Source organism: Actinomadura mexicana, assembly GCF_900188105.1.
GTDB classification, from domain to species: domain Bacteria; phylum Actinomycetota; class Actinomycetes; order Streptosporangiales; family Streptosporangiaceae; genus Spirillospora; species Spirillospora mexicana.
The window spans coordinates 327,170-341,714 of sequence record NZ_FZNP01000003.1 but is presented as its reverse complement, the minus strand read 5'-3'; the positions used below and the strand labels follow the sequence as shown (position 1 = coordinate 341,714).

The window sequence follows — 14,545 nt, the reverse complement described above, 5'->3', positions numbered from 1 at the left end:
AGGCAGGAGTGTCGCAACCGGGCTGGTACCCCGACCCCTACGGCACGGCCAGCCTGCGCTGGTGGGACGGGGGGACCTGGACCGAGCGGCTGAACCCCGAGCCCGACCGCCCGCCCCGGCTTCCGCGCCGGGAGCAGCGGCGGGGCACCGGGTCCGCGGGCGGGGCGCACCCCGCCGCCCCGCAGGAGCCGACCTGGGACCGCGCTCCGTCCGCCCCCTCCCTGGACGTGAACGTGCGCGGCCTGCACCTGCACGCCGACGACCAGGGCGTCGCCTACGGGAACGCCTCGCTCGCCTGGCCGCGCGTGGAGTGGGTGGCGTACTGGGCGGCGGAGCGCCCGACGGGCCGGGGCCACCTCCCCGGCACCCAGTGGGTCTTCCAGGCGGGGCGGTACCCGTTCCGCGGCGGGCCCCGCGTGGAGGTGGTCATCGAGCCGGGCGCGCTGCCCGGCCGCGCGCCGGGGCCGGACGGCGAGCCGGAGCGCGTCTGGGGGCGGCTGATCCAGCTCTGCCAGGAGCACGCGGAGCCGCGGCTCGTGGAGGAGCTGGCCGGCCGCGTCCGCGCGGGCGAGTCGGTCGACGTGGCGCAGGGGCTGACCGTCCATCCGGGCGGCGTGCGCGGCAACCGGGTGTCGCTGAGCTGGTCGTCGATCTCCGCCGCGACCGTCGACCGGGGCCGGGTCTGGATCCAGCAGGCCGGCGGCACCACGCCGATCCTCTACGTCCCGCAGCAGAACCCGAACGCGGTGCTGATCCCCGCGCTGCTGTCCCGGCTCAGGTACTAGCCGTCCCGGCTCAGGTACCAGGGGCGCCGGACGGGGGGACGCCCGGCGCGAGGGCGGTCAGACCAGCGACCAGGCGATGCCGTCGAGGATGTCGTGCTCGCTGACGACGACGGCCCCGAACCCGTACTCGCGCATGATGCGGTCGAGGATGAGCGCGCCCGCGCCGATCACGTCGACGCGGCCGGGGTGCATGACGCCGAACTCGGCGCGCTCGGCGCGGGTCGCGTGCAGCAGCCGCCGCGTCACCTCGTGCACCTGGCCGGCGGTGATCCGCGCCAGGTGGATGCGGTCCGGCTCGTAGCGCGGCAGGTCGAGCGCGATGCCGGCGACCGTGGTGACGGAACCGGCGAGCCCCACGAGGGTGCGCGCCTCGTCGACCGGGACGGTCTCCCGGACGGTGGCGAGCGCGGTGTCGATGTCGGCGGCGGCGTTGGAGATCTGCTCGGGCGAGGGCGGGTCGTCCTTCAGGTGCCGCTCGGTCATCCGCACGCAGCCGATGTCGATGGAGCGGGCCGCGTCCGCCGAGGAGCTGCCGAGCACGATCTCGGTGGACCCGCCGCCGATGTCGACGACAAGGTAGGGGCGGGCGGGGCGCAGCTTCGCCAGCTCGCGGGTGGCGCCGGTGAACGACAGCCCGGCCTCCTCGTCCCCGCTGATCACCTCGGGGACGACGCCGAAGATGTCGACGACGCCGCTGACGAAGTCGGTTCGGTTGGCGGCGTCGCGGGTCGCGCTGGTCGCCACCACCCGGGTCTTGACCGGCCCGTGCCCGTCGCCGTGCCGCTCGATCAGCTCGGCGTACCCGCGCATCGCGGTGAAGGTGCGCTCCAGCGCGGCGGGCGACAGCCGCCCGGTCTGGTCGACGCCCTCCCCCAGCCGGACGATCTCCATCCGGCGCTCGACGTCGGTCAGGGTGGCGGCGCCCTCACCGCCTCCGGCCGCGATGTCGGCGATCAGCAGGCGGACCGAGTTGGTCCCGCAGTCGACGGCCGCGACGCGCGTCACCGCGCCTCCCCCGGTTCAGGTTCCGCTTCGACAGGTTCGGTCTGGACGCAGGGCCCCGAGCGCCACCAGTCGGGCAGCGCGTCCAGGGCCTCGCGGCCGAACGGGTTGACGCCCGGCACCGCCAGCTCGTGCGCGGCGAGGGCGTGCAGGCACTTGACGCGCTCCGGCATTCCGCCGGCGCTCTGCATGCCCTCGGGAAGCGGTTCGACGCCGTCCTCGCGGGCGGCCTCGTCGCGGCGGCGCAGGTAGTCCTCGTGGGCGGCGGCGTACTCGGCCGCCAGGGACGGGTCGTCGGCGAGCCTGGCCTGCATGTCGCGCATGACGCCGCTCCCTTCCAGCGTCCCGATGGCCGAGGCCGCCTTCGGGCATGTCAGGTAGAACAGCGTGGGGAAGGGCGTCCCGTCGGGAAGCCGCGGCGCCGTCTCGATCACGGCGGGCTGCCCGCACGGGCAGCGGCCCGCCACGCGGCGCACGCCGCGCGGTTCGCGCCCGAGCTGGGCCGCCACCGCGGCCGTGTCACGTGAATCGATCATGTACCCACCCGCGGATCCGATGATCCGTTCTCCTCCGCGCCTCAAGGAACGTCAGCGGGGCCTGTCGGCGGCCTCCACCGACCGCCACAGCGTCTCGTACCAGGGCGGCCTGCTCTCCGTTCCGCCCCTGCGGGACTGCTTCCCGTCCCCTTCTCCGCCGTCCAGGACGATGTAGCACTTCACGTCAGGACGACAGTAATGGAGCCGCCGCGTCGCCTCACGCTCAATGTACGACTTGTCGCCCAGCTGTTGCTTGCGTTGGGCGAGGATCTCGACCTGGCGGCGGGAGACCGCCTCCTGGCGGCGCAGGTCGGCGATCTCCTTGCGCTGGGCGATGTACTCACGGACAGGGTAGGCGAGGCTCAGCGCGATCGCGCACATCACGACCGCCAGGATGGCGGCGCGGCTCGTCAGCGCCGGGTTCGAGCGGCGGGTCCGGCCGCCCCGCGCCCCGTGCTCGCCCGGTCCGCGGCCGGTCTCGTGGTCGTCGCCCTGCGCCATCGTGTCCCCTGCCTGTGGCTCGGCTGCCGGAACCCGGTGCCCGGCGGGGACGCCGCCCCGCCGGGTCACGCGGCTCAGCCCTGCGCGTCGAAGCGCGGGAACGCGGCGGCGCCGGCGTAGCGCGCGGCGTCGTCGAGCAGCTCCTCGATGCGCAGCAGCTGGTTGTACTTGGCGACCCGGTCGCTGCGGGCGGGGGCGCCGGTCTTGATCTGGCCGCAGTTGGTCGCGACGGCGAGGTCGGCGATCGTGGTGTCCTCGGTCTCGCCGGAGCGGTGGCTCATCATGCAGCGGTAGCCGCTGGTCTGCGCGAGCGAGACGGCGTCGAGGGTCTCGCTGAGCGTGCCGATCTGGTTGACCTTGACCAGCAGCGCGTTGGCGGCGCCGGACCTGATGCCGCGGCCGAGCCGCTCGGGGTTGGTGACGAACAGGTCGTCGCCGACGAGCTGGACGCGGTCGCCGACGGCGGCGGTGAGGCCCTCCCAGCCGGCCCAGTCCTCCTCGTCGAGGGGGTCCTCGATGGAGACGAGCGGGTAGCCGTCGAGCAGCTCGCCGTAGTAGGCGGCCATGTCGTCGGCGGACCGCTTGGTGCCCTCGAAGGCGTACCGGCCGTCGGCGTGGAACTCGGTGGCGGCGACGTCCAGCGCGAGGGCGATGTCGCGGCCGGGGGTGAAGCCGGCCTTGCGGATCGCCTCCAGGATGAGGTCGAGGGCGTCCCGGTTGCTCGGCAGCTCGGGGGCGAAGCCGCCCTCGTCGCCGAGGCCGGTGTTCAGGCCCTTGGACTTCAGCACCGACTTCAGCGCGTGGTAGGTCTCGGCGCCCCAGCGCACCGCCTCGGCGAAGGTGGCCGCGCCGATCGGCGCGATCATGAACTCCTGGATGTCGACGTTCGTGTCGGCGTGCGCGCCGCCGTTCAGGATGTTCATCATCGGGACGGGCAGCAGGTGCGCGTTCGGGCCGCCCACGTACCGGAACAGCGGCAGGCCGGCGGAGTCGGCGGCGGCCTTGGCGACGGCGAGGCTGACGCCGAGGATGGCGTTGGCGCCGAGCGCGGACTTGCCGGGGGTCCCGTCGAGGTCGATCAGCAGCTGGTCGATCAGGCGCTGGTCGGAGGCGGGGTAGCCGACGAGCTTCTCGTCGATGGTCTCGTTGACGGCCCTGACGGCGTTCCGGACGCCCTTGCCGCCGTAGCGCTCGCCGCCGTCGCGCAGCTCGACCGCCTCGAACTGGCCGGTGGAGGCGCCGCTCGGCACCGCCGCGTGCGCCTCGGTCCCATCGGCGAGCAGCACCTCGACCTCGACGGTCGGGTTGCCGCGGGAGTCCAGGATCTCCCGGGCGAGTACGGCCTCGATCGACGACACGGGGAACCCCCTGATGGTGCGGATGGTCGGTGCGGTCACCGAGCCTATCCGCGCGGCCCGGCCGCCGCCCAACCGCCTCGCCGTTGCCCGGCTGGAGGCCCACATAGGGGACGTCGGCGGCGAAACCCACTGAACCTCGGCGACCGCTTTGTGCCAGGAAGGCGACTTGACGCGGAGAACGCCCTCCTTATCTACTATGCAGGTCAAACAGACTTGATTGATAGGGAAAGATGACAATGCATCGTGGACTCCGCGGGCGCATCGCCGCCGTGGCACTGACCGTTCTGGTCGCAGCGGGCACGCTCGGCGCCTGCGGCGGCGATGAGGAGTCCGGCGGGGACGCGGCCCCGCTCCGGCTCGGCTACTTCCCGAACATCACCCACGCGACCGCCCTGGTCGGCGTCGAGAAGGGCATCTTCGCCAAGCACCTCGGCGCCCCGCCGAAGACCGCGACGTTCAACGCCGGCCCGGCCGCCGTCGAGGCGCTGTTCTCCGGCGCCATCGACGCGACGTTCGTGGGGCCCAACCCGTCCATCAACGCCTGGTCCAAGTCGCACGGCAAGGCGGTCCACATCATCTCCGGCGCGGCCTCGGGCGGCGTCTCGCTGGTGGTCAAGCCCGGGATCAAGGGCGTCCAGGACCTGCGCGGCAAGAGGATCGCGACACCGCAGCTCGGCAACACGCAGGACGTCGCGCTGCGGTACTGGCTGAAGAAGAACGGTCTCACCGCGAACAAGGACGGCAGCGGGGACGTCAAGGTCGTCCCGCAGGAGAACGCCCAGACGCTGCAGACCTTCGCGCAGGGCGACGTCGACGGCGCCTGGGTGCCCGAGCCGTACGCCTCGCGGCTGATCCTGGAGAACAAGGGCGAGAGGCTGCTGGACGAGAAGTCGCTGTGGCCCGGCGGCAAGTTCGTCATCACCAACCTGCTCGTCAGCCAGGAGTACGAGAAGAAGCACCCGGAGCAGGTCGAGAAGCTGCTCCAGGGGGTCGTCGAGGCCACCGACTTCATCAACCAGAGCAAGGCGGACGCCGAGAAGGTCACCAACGACGCCCTCGCCAAGCTGAGCGGCAAGCCGCTGAAGCAGGACGTGCTCGCCGCGGCCTTCAAGGAGATCGACTTCACCACCGACCCGGTCGCGTCCTCGCTGGTCGCCGGCGCGGCGCACGCCGAGGAGATCGGCCTGCTGGAGAAGACCGACCTGGCCGGGATCTACAACCTGGCCCCGCTCAACGGCGTGCTCAAGGCGGGCGGGAAGGCACAGGTCAGCGACCGATGACCGCGGACACGGCGGTCCGCCTCAGCGAGGTCTCCAAGGCGTTCGGGACGGGCGGCTCCGCGCTCCTCGCGCTCGACAAGGTCTCCCTGGACGTGGCGCCGGGCGAGTTCGTGTGCCTGGTCGGCGCGTCCGGCTGCGGCAAGAGCACGCTGCTCAACCTGGTCGCCGACCTCGACCGGCCGAGCGCCGGGACGATCGACAAGGACGGCGCGCGGGTCGCGCTGATGTTCCAGGAGCCCGCGCTGTTCCCGTGGCTGACGGTGACCGGCAACCTCGAACTCGCCCTGAAGACGCGCGGCGTCCCCCGGGGCGAGCGGCGGAGCCGGGCGGGCCGGCTGCTCGACTCGGTGCACCTCGGCGGGTTCGCGGGCAGGCGCCCGCACCAGCTGTCGGGCGGCATGCGGCAGCGGGTCGCGCTGGCCCGCGCCCTGGCCCTCACCGAGGACGACGCCGGCGAGGGGCAGGGGACCGTCCTGCTGATGGACGAGCCGTTCGGCGCGCTCGACGCGATGACCCGCGACCTGCTGCACGACGAGATCGAGCGGATCTGGCGGGAGCGCGCCCTGACCGTGCTGTTCGTCACCCACAACGTCAGGGAGGCGGTGCGGCTCGGCGACCGGGTGGTGCTGCTCAGCAGCCGGCCCGGCCGGGTCGTCGAGGAGTTCCCCGTCCCGATGGAGCGGCCGCGGCGGATCGACTCCCCCGAGGTCGCCACCCTGGCCGGGACCATCACCGACCGGCTGCGCGAGGAGGTCGTCCGGCATGGCGCATGACACGGTGAAGGGCGAGGCGCGGCTCGACCGCGAGCTGGCCGGGCTGGACGCGCTGGAGCTCGGCGGCACGACCCGCACCCGGCTCCTCCAGCGGGCGTGGTCGTCGCTGTGGCCGATGGTCGCGGCCGTGCTGATCGCGCTCGCGGCCTGGCAGCTGGTCGTTTGGAGCGGCTGGAAGGAGCCGTGGGTGCTCCCCGGCCCCCGGGATACGCTCCCGGTGTTCTGGGACCAGCTCACCTCGGCGCGGTTCTGGGAGGCCGTCGCGCTGACGCTGCGGCGGGCCGTCGTCGGATTCGCCTTCGCGGTGGCCGTCGGCGTGGTGGTCGGCGCGCTCGTGGCGCGGTTCCGGGTGCTGCGCCGGGCGTTCGGGTCGCTGATCACCGGCCTGCAGACGATGCCGTCGATCGCCTGGTTCCCGCTCGCCATCCTGCTGTTCCGGCTCAGCGAGAGCGCGATCCTGTTCGTGGTGATCCTCGGCGCCGCCCCGTCGATCGCCAACGGGCTGATCACGGGCGTCGACTACACGCCGCCGATCCTGCTGCGCGCGGGGAAGGTGATGGGGCTGCGCGGCATCGCGCTGTACCGGCACCTGATCATGCCGGCGTCGCTGCCCTCGTTCGTCGCGGGGCTGAAGCAGGGCTGGGCGTTCGCGTGGCGCAGCCTGATGGCGGGCGAGCTGCTGGTCATCATCGGCGACACGACCTCGCTCGGCGTGCTGCTGTCGCAGGCCAGGGAGCTGAACAACACCGCCGACATGATCTCCTACATGCTGATGATCCTGATCCTCGGCATCGTCATCGACCAGCTGTTCGGTCTGGTGGACGGGGCGATCCGGCGCCGCTGGGGCCTCGACGAGGGGTCGTCCTAGAAACCTTTACCCGGCGACCCGGGTGGGGCCTGCCGCTTCAGGTATGAACTTCCGGTACTGGCATGACATGCAGCGCACCCGGGAGGTCGTCATAGGCGTCCGGCTCCGCCGGCCGTCGCCGAGCGGCTGGATCTGGCGAGCCGTGCTGCGCCATCCGGAGATACGGGTCCGGGTGACGGCGACGGCCTCGTTGATCGCGTTCGTGCTGTCGTCGGTGCTGAGCGCGGTGCTGCTCGTCCAGCTCCGGCAGGACGCCCACCAGGACCTCGTGCGGAGTCTGACGCGCGACAACCGGCGGACGGCGACGGCGATCGAGACCGGGCAGCTGACCCTGGACATCTCCCCCACCACCGACATCCTCCAGCAGGTGGTGAACCCGCAGGGCCACGTGGTCGCGGCCACGCCGCGGATGCAGGGCCGCGCCAGGGTCCGGTTCCCGCCGCCGTCGCCGTTCGAGGAGCGCCGGGTCGGGCAGCGGTGCGGCATCGACGCGCCGGGCGGCCGCTGCTTCGTGGTCGTCGAGCGCCGGGTGGGCTTCGGCCCGGACGCGCTGTACGTCTACTCGCTGAGCCCCGTGCCGGGGCCGCTGCCGCGCCCGGCGATCGGGGTGCTGATCATGCTCGGCGTCCCGCTTCTCACCTTTCTCGCCGGCTACGGGACGTGGCTGTCGGTGAGCCGGGCGCTGCGTCCGGTCGACCGGATCCGCCGGGACCTGGACGAGATCACCGTCACGGACCTGGAGCGCCGCGTCCCGCAGCCGCCCCGCCGCGACGAGGTGGGGCGGCTCGCCGAGAGCGTGAACGCCACCCTGGACCGCCTGGAGGAGGCGGTCGCGCGGCAGCGCGCGTTCGTCTCCGACGTGTCGCACGAGCTGCGCAGCCCGCTCACCGCGCTGCGCATGGAGCTGGAGCTGGCGATGTCGGCCCCGGAGGACGCCGACGTCCCCGCCGCGCTGCGCGCCATCCTGGTCAACACCGAGCGGCTGTCGGCGGTGGTGGACGACCTGCTCTCGCTCGCCCGGCTCGACGCCGACCGCACCTCCCCCCGCGAGCGGGTGGACCTGACCGAGATCACCGACCAGGAGGTGCTGCGCCGCCCCCGCCGCGCCCAGGTGACGGTGCTGTCGGAGGGTCCGGTGACGGTGCGGGGCGGGCGCGGCGACCTGGCGCGGCTGCTGACCAACCTGGTCGACAACGCCGACCGGCACGCCGAGCACGAGGTCCTGGTGATCCTGCGCACGGAGTCGCCCGCCACCGCGGTGGTCGAGGTGATCGACGACGGCACGGGCGTGGCGCCGGAGGACCGCGAGCGGGTGTTCGACCGGTTCGCACGGCTGGCCGAGGGCCGGCACCGCGACGCCGGCGGCACCGGCCTCGGCCTGGCCATCTCCCGCGACATCGCCGAGGCGCACGGCGGCTCGCTGGTCCTCACCGACCGCATCGACGGCGTCCCCGGCGCCCGCTTCGTCCTGCGCCTCCCCCGCGACGACGCCCCGCAGTAGCCCCGGGCGGACGGCTCCCCGCGTGGGACGGGGGTCAGGCCAGGTCGGCGGCGGTCACCGAGACCTCGATCTCCTCGGTGGGCTCGACGCCCATGGCGCGGGCGAGCCTGCGGAAGGCGCGGGCCTCGTCCGGGCGGCTCCGCCGCTCCAGGGTGCGGGCCAGCGCCTCGTGGGCCCAGCCGCTGCACGGGTCGAGCTCGACCAGCCGGCGGAGCGTCTCCTCGGCGCGGCCGAGCTGGGCGCTGTGGAAGTAGGCGCGGCCGAGCAGCTCGACCACGGCGCGGTTGCCCGGGTCGCCGGCGGCGATCGGGGCCAGCATGCGCGCCGCGCCCGCGTAGTCCCGGGCGTCGAAGAACGACGTCGCGCGCTCGAACTCCTCGTAGGTGGTCATGCCTGCCGAACCGGGGGCGGCCGGGCTTTGTTCCCGGCCGCCCCCGGCCGCTCAGGTCATCCCGAGATCGCCGCGCAGCCGCTCGCGCTCGGCCTCCAGCAGGTCGATCTGCCCCTGCAGCTCCTCGCGCTGGGCGAGGTACTGGCCGGAGTCCACCATGTCCGCGGGGTCGCCGGACGGTGCGGGAAGGTCCGCGCGCAGCCGCTCCAGCGACTCCTCGATGTCGCGGAGCCGGGCGCGCCGGTCGTCCGCGGTCTCATGCTGGTTCATGTGCCTCCCTCTCCGGCTCTGCATGCCCGCATCGGCGCCGTCCTCACCTCGGCGGCGCCGTCAGATGCGCAGGACGGTCTTGCCGCGGGCGCCGCCCAACCGGTTGCCGGCCAGGGCTTCGGCCGCCTGCTCCAGCGGAACCTCCCGCTCGACCCGGACGCGCAGCGCGCCCGCGTCGATCAGGTCGGAGAGGCGGTCCAGCAGCTCGGCGGACGGCTGCCCCTGGAAGTTGACGCCGCGCAGCCCCTTGGCCTCAAGGGAGTCGGGGTTCACCGACCAGGTGGTGGAGATGTAGGTGCCGCCGGGCCGGAGCAGCTGCATGAGGTGCTCGGCCGAACGGGTGTCGCCGACCATGTCCAGGACGGCGTCGATCCCGTCCGAGTGGACGGCGAGCACCTGCCGGTTGAGGTCACCCGCGGAGTGGTCGACGGTCTCGTCGGCGCCGAGGCGCCGCATCGTGCCCGCCATGTCGTCGCGTGCGGTCGCGATGACCTTGGCGCCCGCGCGGGAGGCGAGCTGCACCGCGCCCTGCCCGACGCCGCCGGTCGCGCCCACCACGAGGACGGTCTGGCCGGTGTCGATCCGCGCCTGGTCGACCATGGCGAGCGCGGTCGCGCTCGCGGTCGGCACCGCGGCCGCCTGCGTGTAGATCATCCCATCCGGCATCCTCGCGACCGGGCCGTCCTCGCGGACGAGGGCGTACTCGGCGTAGCTGCCGAGCCCCCGGTCCACCATGGCGAAGGCACCGAAGACCTGCTCGCCGTGCCGCAGCCGGGTCACGCCCTCACCGGCCTCCTCCACGACGCCCGCGCCGTCCCGGCCGAGGATCAGCGGGAACGGCACGTCGACGGAGTCCTTGAGCATGCCTTCGGCGATCTTCCAGTCCAGCGGGTTCAGCCCGGCGGCGATCACTCGCACCAGGATCTCGCCGGGCCCCGGCTCGGGGCGCGGCAGGTTCATGAGCGCCGGCGTGGCGCCGTACTCCGACACGGCGATGGCTCGCATGACGATCGTCCCCCGAAACGGATCAGCGCGGGTGTCGCGTCCCGCTGTCGATCTTCCGGTGTCGATCTACCCTGAGGCCGGACGATCACACGTCGGCGCAGGTCACGCGGGAGCCTGCTGCGCCGGTCCCTCCGGCCTCGGGGTGGGCGTGACGGGCGGCGGGGTGGGCGGGCCGCCGCCCCGGCGCTGCCCGTCGGGCCCGCGCCCGGCGCCCTTGCTGAGGTGCAGCGTGATGGTGTCGCCGGGCTCGGCCGAGGCGGGCGACATGCCGGCCACGGTCCCCTTCGGGAAGCGGCGGGACGCCACGGGCGCCCCGATCCGGGCCTTGAAGCCGGCGGCGCGGAGCCTGGCGACGGCCTCGCCCTGCTTCATGCCGCGCACGTCGGGCACCCGGGCCCGGTCCTCCCCCGAGCCCCTGCTGAAGAAATGCGACGGCGGCCGGTGGAAGGAGCCCGGATCGGTGCGCGACAGCGCCCCGAGCATGCTCTGCTGCCAGATCGGCGCCGGGATCGTCGCCCCGAACACCGAGCCGTAGCACCGGCCGTCCATGCACAGGTTGCCCATCGGGTGCCTGTAGCCGCCGCGCGGGTCGCCGACCCACACGGCCGCCGCCAGGTCCGGGGTGTACCCGGCGAACCAGGCGGCGGAGAAGTCGTCGACGGTCCCGGTCTTGCCCGCGGCGTCGCGCCCGAGGCCCATGCCGCGCGCGGTGCCCTTGGTCAGGACGCCGCGCAGGACGTAGTTGACGGCGTCCGCGACGCCCTCGTCCATCGCCTGCTCGCAGTGCCGCCCCGGCACCTTCAGCCTGTGGCCGGACGCGTCGCGGATCTCCCGGATCGCGATCGGCTCGCAGTAGCGGCCGCGGGCGCCGAAGGCCGCGTAGGCCGCCGCGAGCCGCAGCGGGGAGACGGGGTTGGAGCCGAGCGTGAACGAGGGGTACTGCTCCAGCGGCTTCCCGTTCGCCTGCTTCATCCCGAGCCGTTCGGCCATCTTGACGGTGTCGCAGAGGCCGACCTTCTTCTCCAGGCCGAGGAAGAACGTGTTGACCGAGTGGTGCGTCCCGGTGACGATGCTGAACTGCTTGCCGCCCTCGCCGTCGGCGGAGTTGCGCAGGGAGGCGGACGGGTCGCCGACGCGGTCGCCGTCGCAGTTGCGGTAGCCGACGGGCGTGTACGCGCGCGGCGCCATCAGCCGGGTCCCGAACGGCATGCCCTCGTCCAGCGCCGCGGCCAGGGTGAACGCCTTGAACGTGGACCCCGCCTGCATGCCGATGCTGGAGCCGTGGCTGGCGTCGGCGGCGAAGTTGATCCACGTCCTGCCGCGGTCCCGGTCGGGGCCGAGCTCGCGGTCCACGACCATCGCCTTGATCTCGCCGGTTCCCGGCTGCACCATCGCCTCGGCGGCGGCCTTGTGCGCGGAGTTCTTCGGCGGGACGTGCCGGTCGACGGCGCGCTGCGCGGCCTTCTGCGCGCGCCGGTCCAACGTGGTGCGGATCGTCAGCCCGCCGCGCTTGAGCAGCTTCTCCCGGTCCTCCGCCGTCTTGCCGAACACCGAGTCGGTGAGGATCTCGCGCTGGACGTAGTCGCAGAAGAACGGGGCGTCGCTGGTGACGCAGCCGCTGCGCACGTTGTCGACGTCCAGCTTGACGGGGGCCCGCCTGGCCTCGGCCGCCCTGGCCTGGTCGAGCCAGCCGAGCTCGGCCATCCGGGTCAGGACGGTGTCGCGGCGCTCCCGGGCCACGGCGGGGTGGCGGATCGGGTCGTAGGCGTAGGGGTAGCGGACGACGCCGGCGAGCAGGGCCGCCTCGGGCAGCGTCAGCTCGGAGGCGTGCTTGGAGAAGTAGTGCCGGGACGCCGCCTCGACGCCGTAGGCGCCGTCGCCGTAGTAGGCGATGTTGAGGTAGCGGCGCAGGATCTCGTCCTTGCTGAACCTCTTCTCCAGCGCCACCGCGTACTTCAGCTCGCGGATCTTGCGGGCGGCCGAGACCTCCTGCGCCTCCTGCCGCTCGGTGTCGGTGTCGGCCTGGGTGAGCAGCAGGTTCTTCACGTACTGCTGGGTGATGCCGGACCCGCCCTGCGTCACCTGGCCGTTGCTGAGGTTGCTGGCGAGCGCCCGCAGGGTGCCCTGCGCGTCGATGGCGCCGTGTTCGTAGAAGCGGCTGTCCTCGATCGCCAGCACCGCCTGGCGCAGCACCGGGGCGATCTTCTTGAACGGGACGTCGACCCGGTTCTGGTAGAAGAACGTGGCGAGGGTGGAGCCGTCGGCGGCCAGGATCTTCGAGCGCTGCGGGACGCCGGAGGTCGTCAGCCCGTCCGGCTCGGCCTCGAACCAGCCGGCGGCGTCGCGGGCGCCGACGCCCGCCGTGCACGCGGTCGGCAGCAGCATGAGCGCGACGAGCAGGCCGGCCAGGCCGCCGAAGGCGCCGAGGCCTCGCACCGCGCGGGCCTTCTCGGCGCGCGTCGTCGACGAAGTGAGCAGGCGGCGCGGGCGGCGGCGCCCCGCCGCGGGGGCTCCCGTCCCGGGATCCCCTGCGTCACTTCCGGCCTCGGTCGGCACGCGCTCAGAGTAGACGCGCCTCCCCGAGCGGACCACCCCATCGGCGAGGTTCCGCCCGTTATCCCCCGATTCAGGCGTCCCGCCGCTCCCACGCTCGGACACGGTCCCGGAATACCCGCGAAACGGCCCGCAACGCGGACTCGGGGTCCACACCCCGCTCACCCGCCTCCCGGACCAGCGCGAACAGCCGTCCGCCCAGCTCGGCCCCGGCCTCCTCCGCCAGCCCCTCGGCGAGGCCGGACGGGGCGTCCATGCGCGCGGCGCGGCGCTGCAGCTGCGCGGCCAGCGACAGCGCGGGCTGGCCCATCGGCACGCCGTCGAGCGCGGAGGCGTCCGCGCCGCTCTTCTCCGCCCGCTCGGCCGCCTTGATCTGCTCCCAGTTGGCGTTGACCTCGTCGGCGCCGGAGACGGTGACGTCCCCGAACACGTGCGGGTGCCGCCGGACGAGCTTGTCGACGATCGCGCCCGCCACGTCGTCGATCGTGAACGCGGTCCCGTCGTCGCGCTCGGCGGCCACGACCGAGTGGAACGCCACCTGCATCAGCACGTCGCCCAGCTCCTCGCGAAGCGCGCCGTAGTCGCCCTCCTCGACGGTGTCGAGGACCTCGTAGGCCTCCTCCAGCAGGTACGGGACGAGGGTGGTGTGCGTCTGCTTGCGGTCCCACGGGCATTCGCGGCGCAGCGTGTCCATCACCGACACCAGGTCGAGCAGCCGCGCGCCGGGCAGGTCGTAGGAGCCGTGCAGCACCTCGACGTCCAGCGGGTCGTCGACGACCAGGGCCCCGACCCCGCGCATCAGCGCCTCGTCGCCCTCGGGCGCGGCCACCCACAGCACGTCCGCGCGCCGGGCGTCGGCCACCAGGAGGGCCGGGTCGGGCTCCTCCACGAGGTCCGGGACGACGCCGGCGTCGAGGAGCGCGGGCAGCAGCGGATGCCCGTCCCGGAGGCGGACGGCGTCCGCCGACCGGAGCGCGTCCCAGGCCCGCCAGGTCAGCAGGCCCGGCGCGACCCGGTGCGTGGTCGCCAGCAGGGTGAGGCTCATGGGCGTCAGATACCCGAATCGGGGCTGGACAGCCGGTAGACGATCGGGGCGATCTCGAACTTGGCGGGGTCGTAGTGCCCGTAGCGCGGGTTGACCTTGATGCGCATGCCCGCGGCGGTGCGCTGGAACAGCTCGTTCCACTGCCGGCCGGCCTGCTGGGTCGCCGGGTTCAGCCGGTTGTCCAGGTCGGCGCCGAACCGCTGCATGACCGCCAGCTGCGTCGCCACCAGCCGGGCCAGGTCGCGGGCGTGCGCGCGGGGCAGCCCGCTCGCCAGCGTGATCGACTGGGCCCCGCCCTGGTGGTCCAGGGCCTGGAGCGCGCCGTCGACCTGCCCGCCGGTGACCTCGACCCCGGCCCGGTGCGCCACCCTCTCGGCGACCCTGAAGTTGATCAGCAGGGTGAGCGCGCCCTGCAGGTCGGACTCGGACTCGCCGGCGACCTGCGGCGCCGGATTGGCGGGGTTCGCGCGCAGCTCGTTGGCCGCCGGGTCCGCGCGGAACTGCGCGCGCCAGTCGCGGACGGTCTGGCTGAGGGTGGTGACGGTGATGCGGTCGTCGCCGACGAGTGCGGCGGTGCCGACCTTCGGGGAGCCGCCGCAACCGGCCAGCGCGGCGGCCGCCAGCACGGCCGCCACCGCCGCCTTCACGGACTTACCAGGCACGGATTCCTCGTCTCG

Annotated in this window: 15 protein-coding genes; 5 read left to right on the top strand and 10 right to left on the bottom strand. The window is 73.6% G+C overall.

All coding sequences use genetic code 11. From position 1 onward, the window contains the following. The first annotated feature begins 8 nt into the window (after positions 1 to 8). Positions 9 to 785, top strand: a complete 777-nt coding sequence (locus CHC11_RS10100) for a DUF2510 domain-containing protein (protein ID WP_179278774.1) — start codon at positions 9 to 11, stop codon at positions 783 to 785. 57 nt (positions 786 to 842) lie between these two features. Here the strand turns inward: CHC11_RS10100 and CHC11_RS10095 are convergent, their stop codons facing one another. The 4 genes from CHC11_RS10095 to eno form a co-directional block, all read right to left on the bottom strand. Continuing rightward, positions 843 to 1,790 (bottom strand): Ppx/GppA phosphatase family protein, encoded by a 948-nt coding sequence (locus tag CHC11_RS10095; protein ID WP_089311372.1) that lies wholly within the window; start codon positions 1,788 to 1,790, stop codon positions 843 to 845. Then, on the bottom strand, positions 1,787 to 2,323 hold the full coding sequence (locus CHC11_RS10090; RefSeq protein WP_089311371.1) for a DUF501 domain-containing protein: 537 nt from the start codon (positions 2,321 to 2,323) through the stop codon (positions 1,787 to 1,789). The genes CHC11_RS10095 and CHC11_RS10090 overlap by 4 nt, the downstream gene beginning before the upstream one ends. Before the next feature lie 51 nt (positions 2,324 to 2,374). After that, positions 2,375 to 2,824, bottom strand: coding sequence for an FtsB family cell division protein (locus tag CHC11_RS10085; RefSeq protein WP_089311370.1), 450 nt, complete (start codon positions 2,822 to 2,824; stop codon positions 2,375 to 2,377). Positions 2,825 to 2,898: 74 nt separating this feature from the next. After that, on the bottom strand, positions 2,899 to 4,182 hold the full coding sequence (gene eno, locus CHC11_RS10080; RefSeq protein WP_089311640.1) for a phosphopyruvate hydratase: 1,284 nt from the start codon (positions 4,180 to 4,182) through the stop codon (positions 2,899 to 2,901). A 236-nt stretch (positions 4,183 to 4,418) separates the two neighbouring features. On the opposite strand from eno, the gene CHC11_RS10075 reads away from it, so the two are divergent. The 4 genes from CHC11_RS10075 to CHC11_RS10060 all read left to right on the top strand — a co-directional run bounded on the left by CHC11_RS10075 (position 4,419) and on the right by CHC11_RS10060 (position 8,604). After that, complete coding sequence (locus CHC11_RS10075; protein WP_089311369.1) at positions 4,419 to 5,462, top strand: ABC transporter substrate-binding protein; 1,044 nt, start codon at positions 4,419 to 4,421, stop codon at positions 5,460 to 5,462. Continuing rightward, positions 5,459 to 6,235 (top strand): ABC transporter ATP-binding protein, encoded by a 777-nt coding sequence (locus CHC11_RS10070; protein WP_089311368.1) that lies wholly within the window; start codon positions 5,459 to 5,461, stop codon positions 6,233 to 6,235. The genes CHC11_RS10075 and CHC11_RS10070 overlap by 4 nt, the downstream gene beginning before the upstream one ends. After that, the gene (locus tag CHC11_RS10065) at positions 6,225 to 7,103 is read left to right on the top strand and encodes an ABC transporter permease (RefSeq protein ID WP_089311367.1); all 879 of its coding nucleotides are present in this window, start codon (positions 6,225 to 6,227) and stop codon (positions 7,101 to 7,103) included. Before CHC11_RS10070 ends, CHC11_RS10065 begins: the two co-directional genes overlap by 11 nt. 67 nt (positions 7,104 to 7,170) lie before the next feature. Continuing rightward, the gene (locus tag CHC11_RS10060; protein ID WP_089311639.1) at positions 7,171 to 8,604 is read left to right on the top strand and encodes a sensor histidine kinase; all 1,434 of its coding nucleotides are present in this window, start codon (positions 7,171 to 7,173) and stop codon (positions 8,602 to 8,604) included. 34 nt (positions 8,605 to 8,638) lie between these two features. Here CHC11_RS10060 and CHC11_RS10055 read toward each other — a convergent pair whose 3' ends face one another. The 6 genes from CHC11_RS10055 to CHC11_RS10030 form a co-directional block, all read right to left on the bottom strand. Then, a complete protein-coding gene (locus CHC11_RS10055; RefSeq protein WP_089311366.1) occupies positions 8,639 to 8,995 on the bottom strand; it encodes a tetratricopeptide repeat protein in 357 nt (118 codons plus the stop codon). Between the two features lie 51 nt (positions 8,996 to 9,046). Beyond that, on the bottom strand, positions 9,047 to 9,265 hold the full coding sequence (locus tag CHC11_RS10050; protein ID WP_089311365.1) for a hypothetical protein: 219 nt from the start codon (positions 9,263 to 9,265) through the stop codon (positions 9,047 to 9,049). Between the two features lie 60 nt (positions 9,266 to 9,325). Then, on the bottom strand, positions 9,326 to 10,270 hold the full coding sequence (locus tag CHC11_RS10045) for an NADP-dependent oxidoreductase (protein ID WP_089311364.1): 945 nt from the start codon (positions 10,268 to 10,270) through the stop codon (positions 9,326 to 9,328). A 102-nt stretch (positions 10,271 to 10,372) separates the two neighbouring features. Beyond that, positions 10,373 to 12,826, bottom strand: a complete 2,454-nt coding sequence (locus CHC11_RS10040; RefSeq protein ID WP_218826005.1) for a penicillin-binding protein — start codon at positions 12,824 to 12,826, stop codon at positions 10,373 to 10,375. Positions 12,827 to 12,896: 70 nt separating this feature from the next. Then, complete coding sequence (gene mazG / locus CHC11_RS10035; RefSeq protein ID WP_089311363.1) at positions 12,897 to 13,868, bottom strand: nucleoside triphosphate pyrophosphohydrolase; 972 nt, start codon at positions 13,866 to 13,868, stop codon at positions 12,897 to 12,899. Positions 13,869 to 13,873: 5 nt separating this feature from the next. Next, the gene (locus tag CHC11_RS10030) at positions 13,874 to 14,530 is read right to left on the bottom strand and encodes a hypothetical protein (protein WP_143226995.1); all 657 of its coding nucleotides are present in this window, start codon (positions 14,528 to 14,530) and stop codon (positions 13,874 to 13,876) included. Between the last annotated feature and the right edge of the window lie 15 nt (positions 14,531 to 14,545).

What these genes read in the sequence shown, in the direction of transcription:
- CHC11_RS10075 (WP_089311369.1), top strand. Translation starts at nt 4,419, where the DNA reads ATGCATCGTGGACTCCGCGGGCGCATCGCCGCCGTGGCACTGACCGTT.
- CHC11_RS10055 (WP_089311366.1), bottom strand. Translation starts at nt 8,995, where the DNA reads ATGACCACCTACGAGGAGTTCGAGCGCGCGACGTCGTTCTTCGACGCC.
- CHC11_RS10060 (WP_089311639.1), top strand. Translation starts at nt 7,171, where the DNA reads ATGCAGCGCACCCGGGAGGTCGTCATAGGCGTCCGGCTCCGCCGGCCG.
- CHC11_RS10090 (WP_089311371.1), bottom strand. Translation starts at nt 2,323, where the DNA reads ATGATCGATTCACGTGACACGGCCGCGGTGGCGGCCCAGCTCGGGCGC.
- CHC11_RS10085 (WP_089311370.1), bottom strand. Translation starts at nt 2,824, where the DNA reads ATGGCGCAGGGCGACGACCACGAGACCGGCCGCGGACCGGGCGAGCAC.
- CHC11_RS10045 (WP_089311364.1), bottom strand. Translation starts at nt 10,270, where the DNA reads ATGCGAGCCATCGCCGTGTCGGAGTACGGCGCCACGCCGGCGCTCATG.
- CHC11_RS10050 (WP_089311365.1), bottom strand. Translation starts at nt 9,265, where the DNA reads ATGAACCAGCATGAGACCGCGGACGACCGGCGCGCCCGGCTCCGCGAC.
- CHC11_RS10070 (WP_089311368.1), top strand. Translation starts at nt 5,459, where the DNA reads ATGACCGCGGACACGGCGGTCCGCCTCAGCGAGGTCTCCAAGGCGTTC.
- CHC11_RS10065 (WP_089311367.1), top strand. Translation starts at nt 6,225, where the DNA reads ATGGCGCATGACACGGTGAAGGGCGAGGCGCGGCTCGACCGCGAGCTG.
- mazG (WP_089311363.1), bottom strand. Translation starts at nt 13,868, where the DNA reads ATGAGCCTCACCCTGCTGGCGACCACGCACCGGGTCGCGCCGGGCCTG.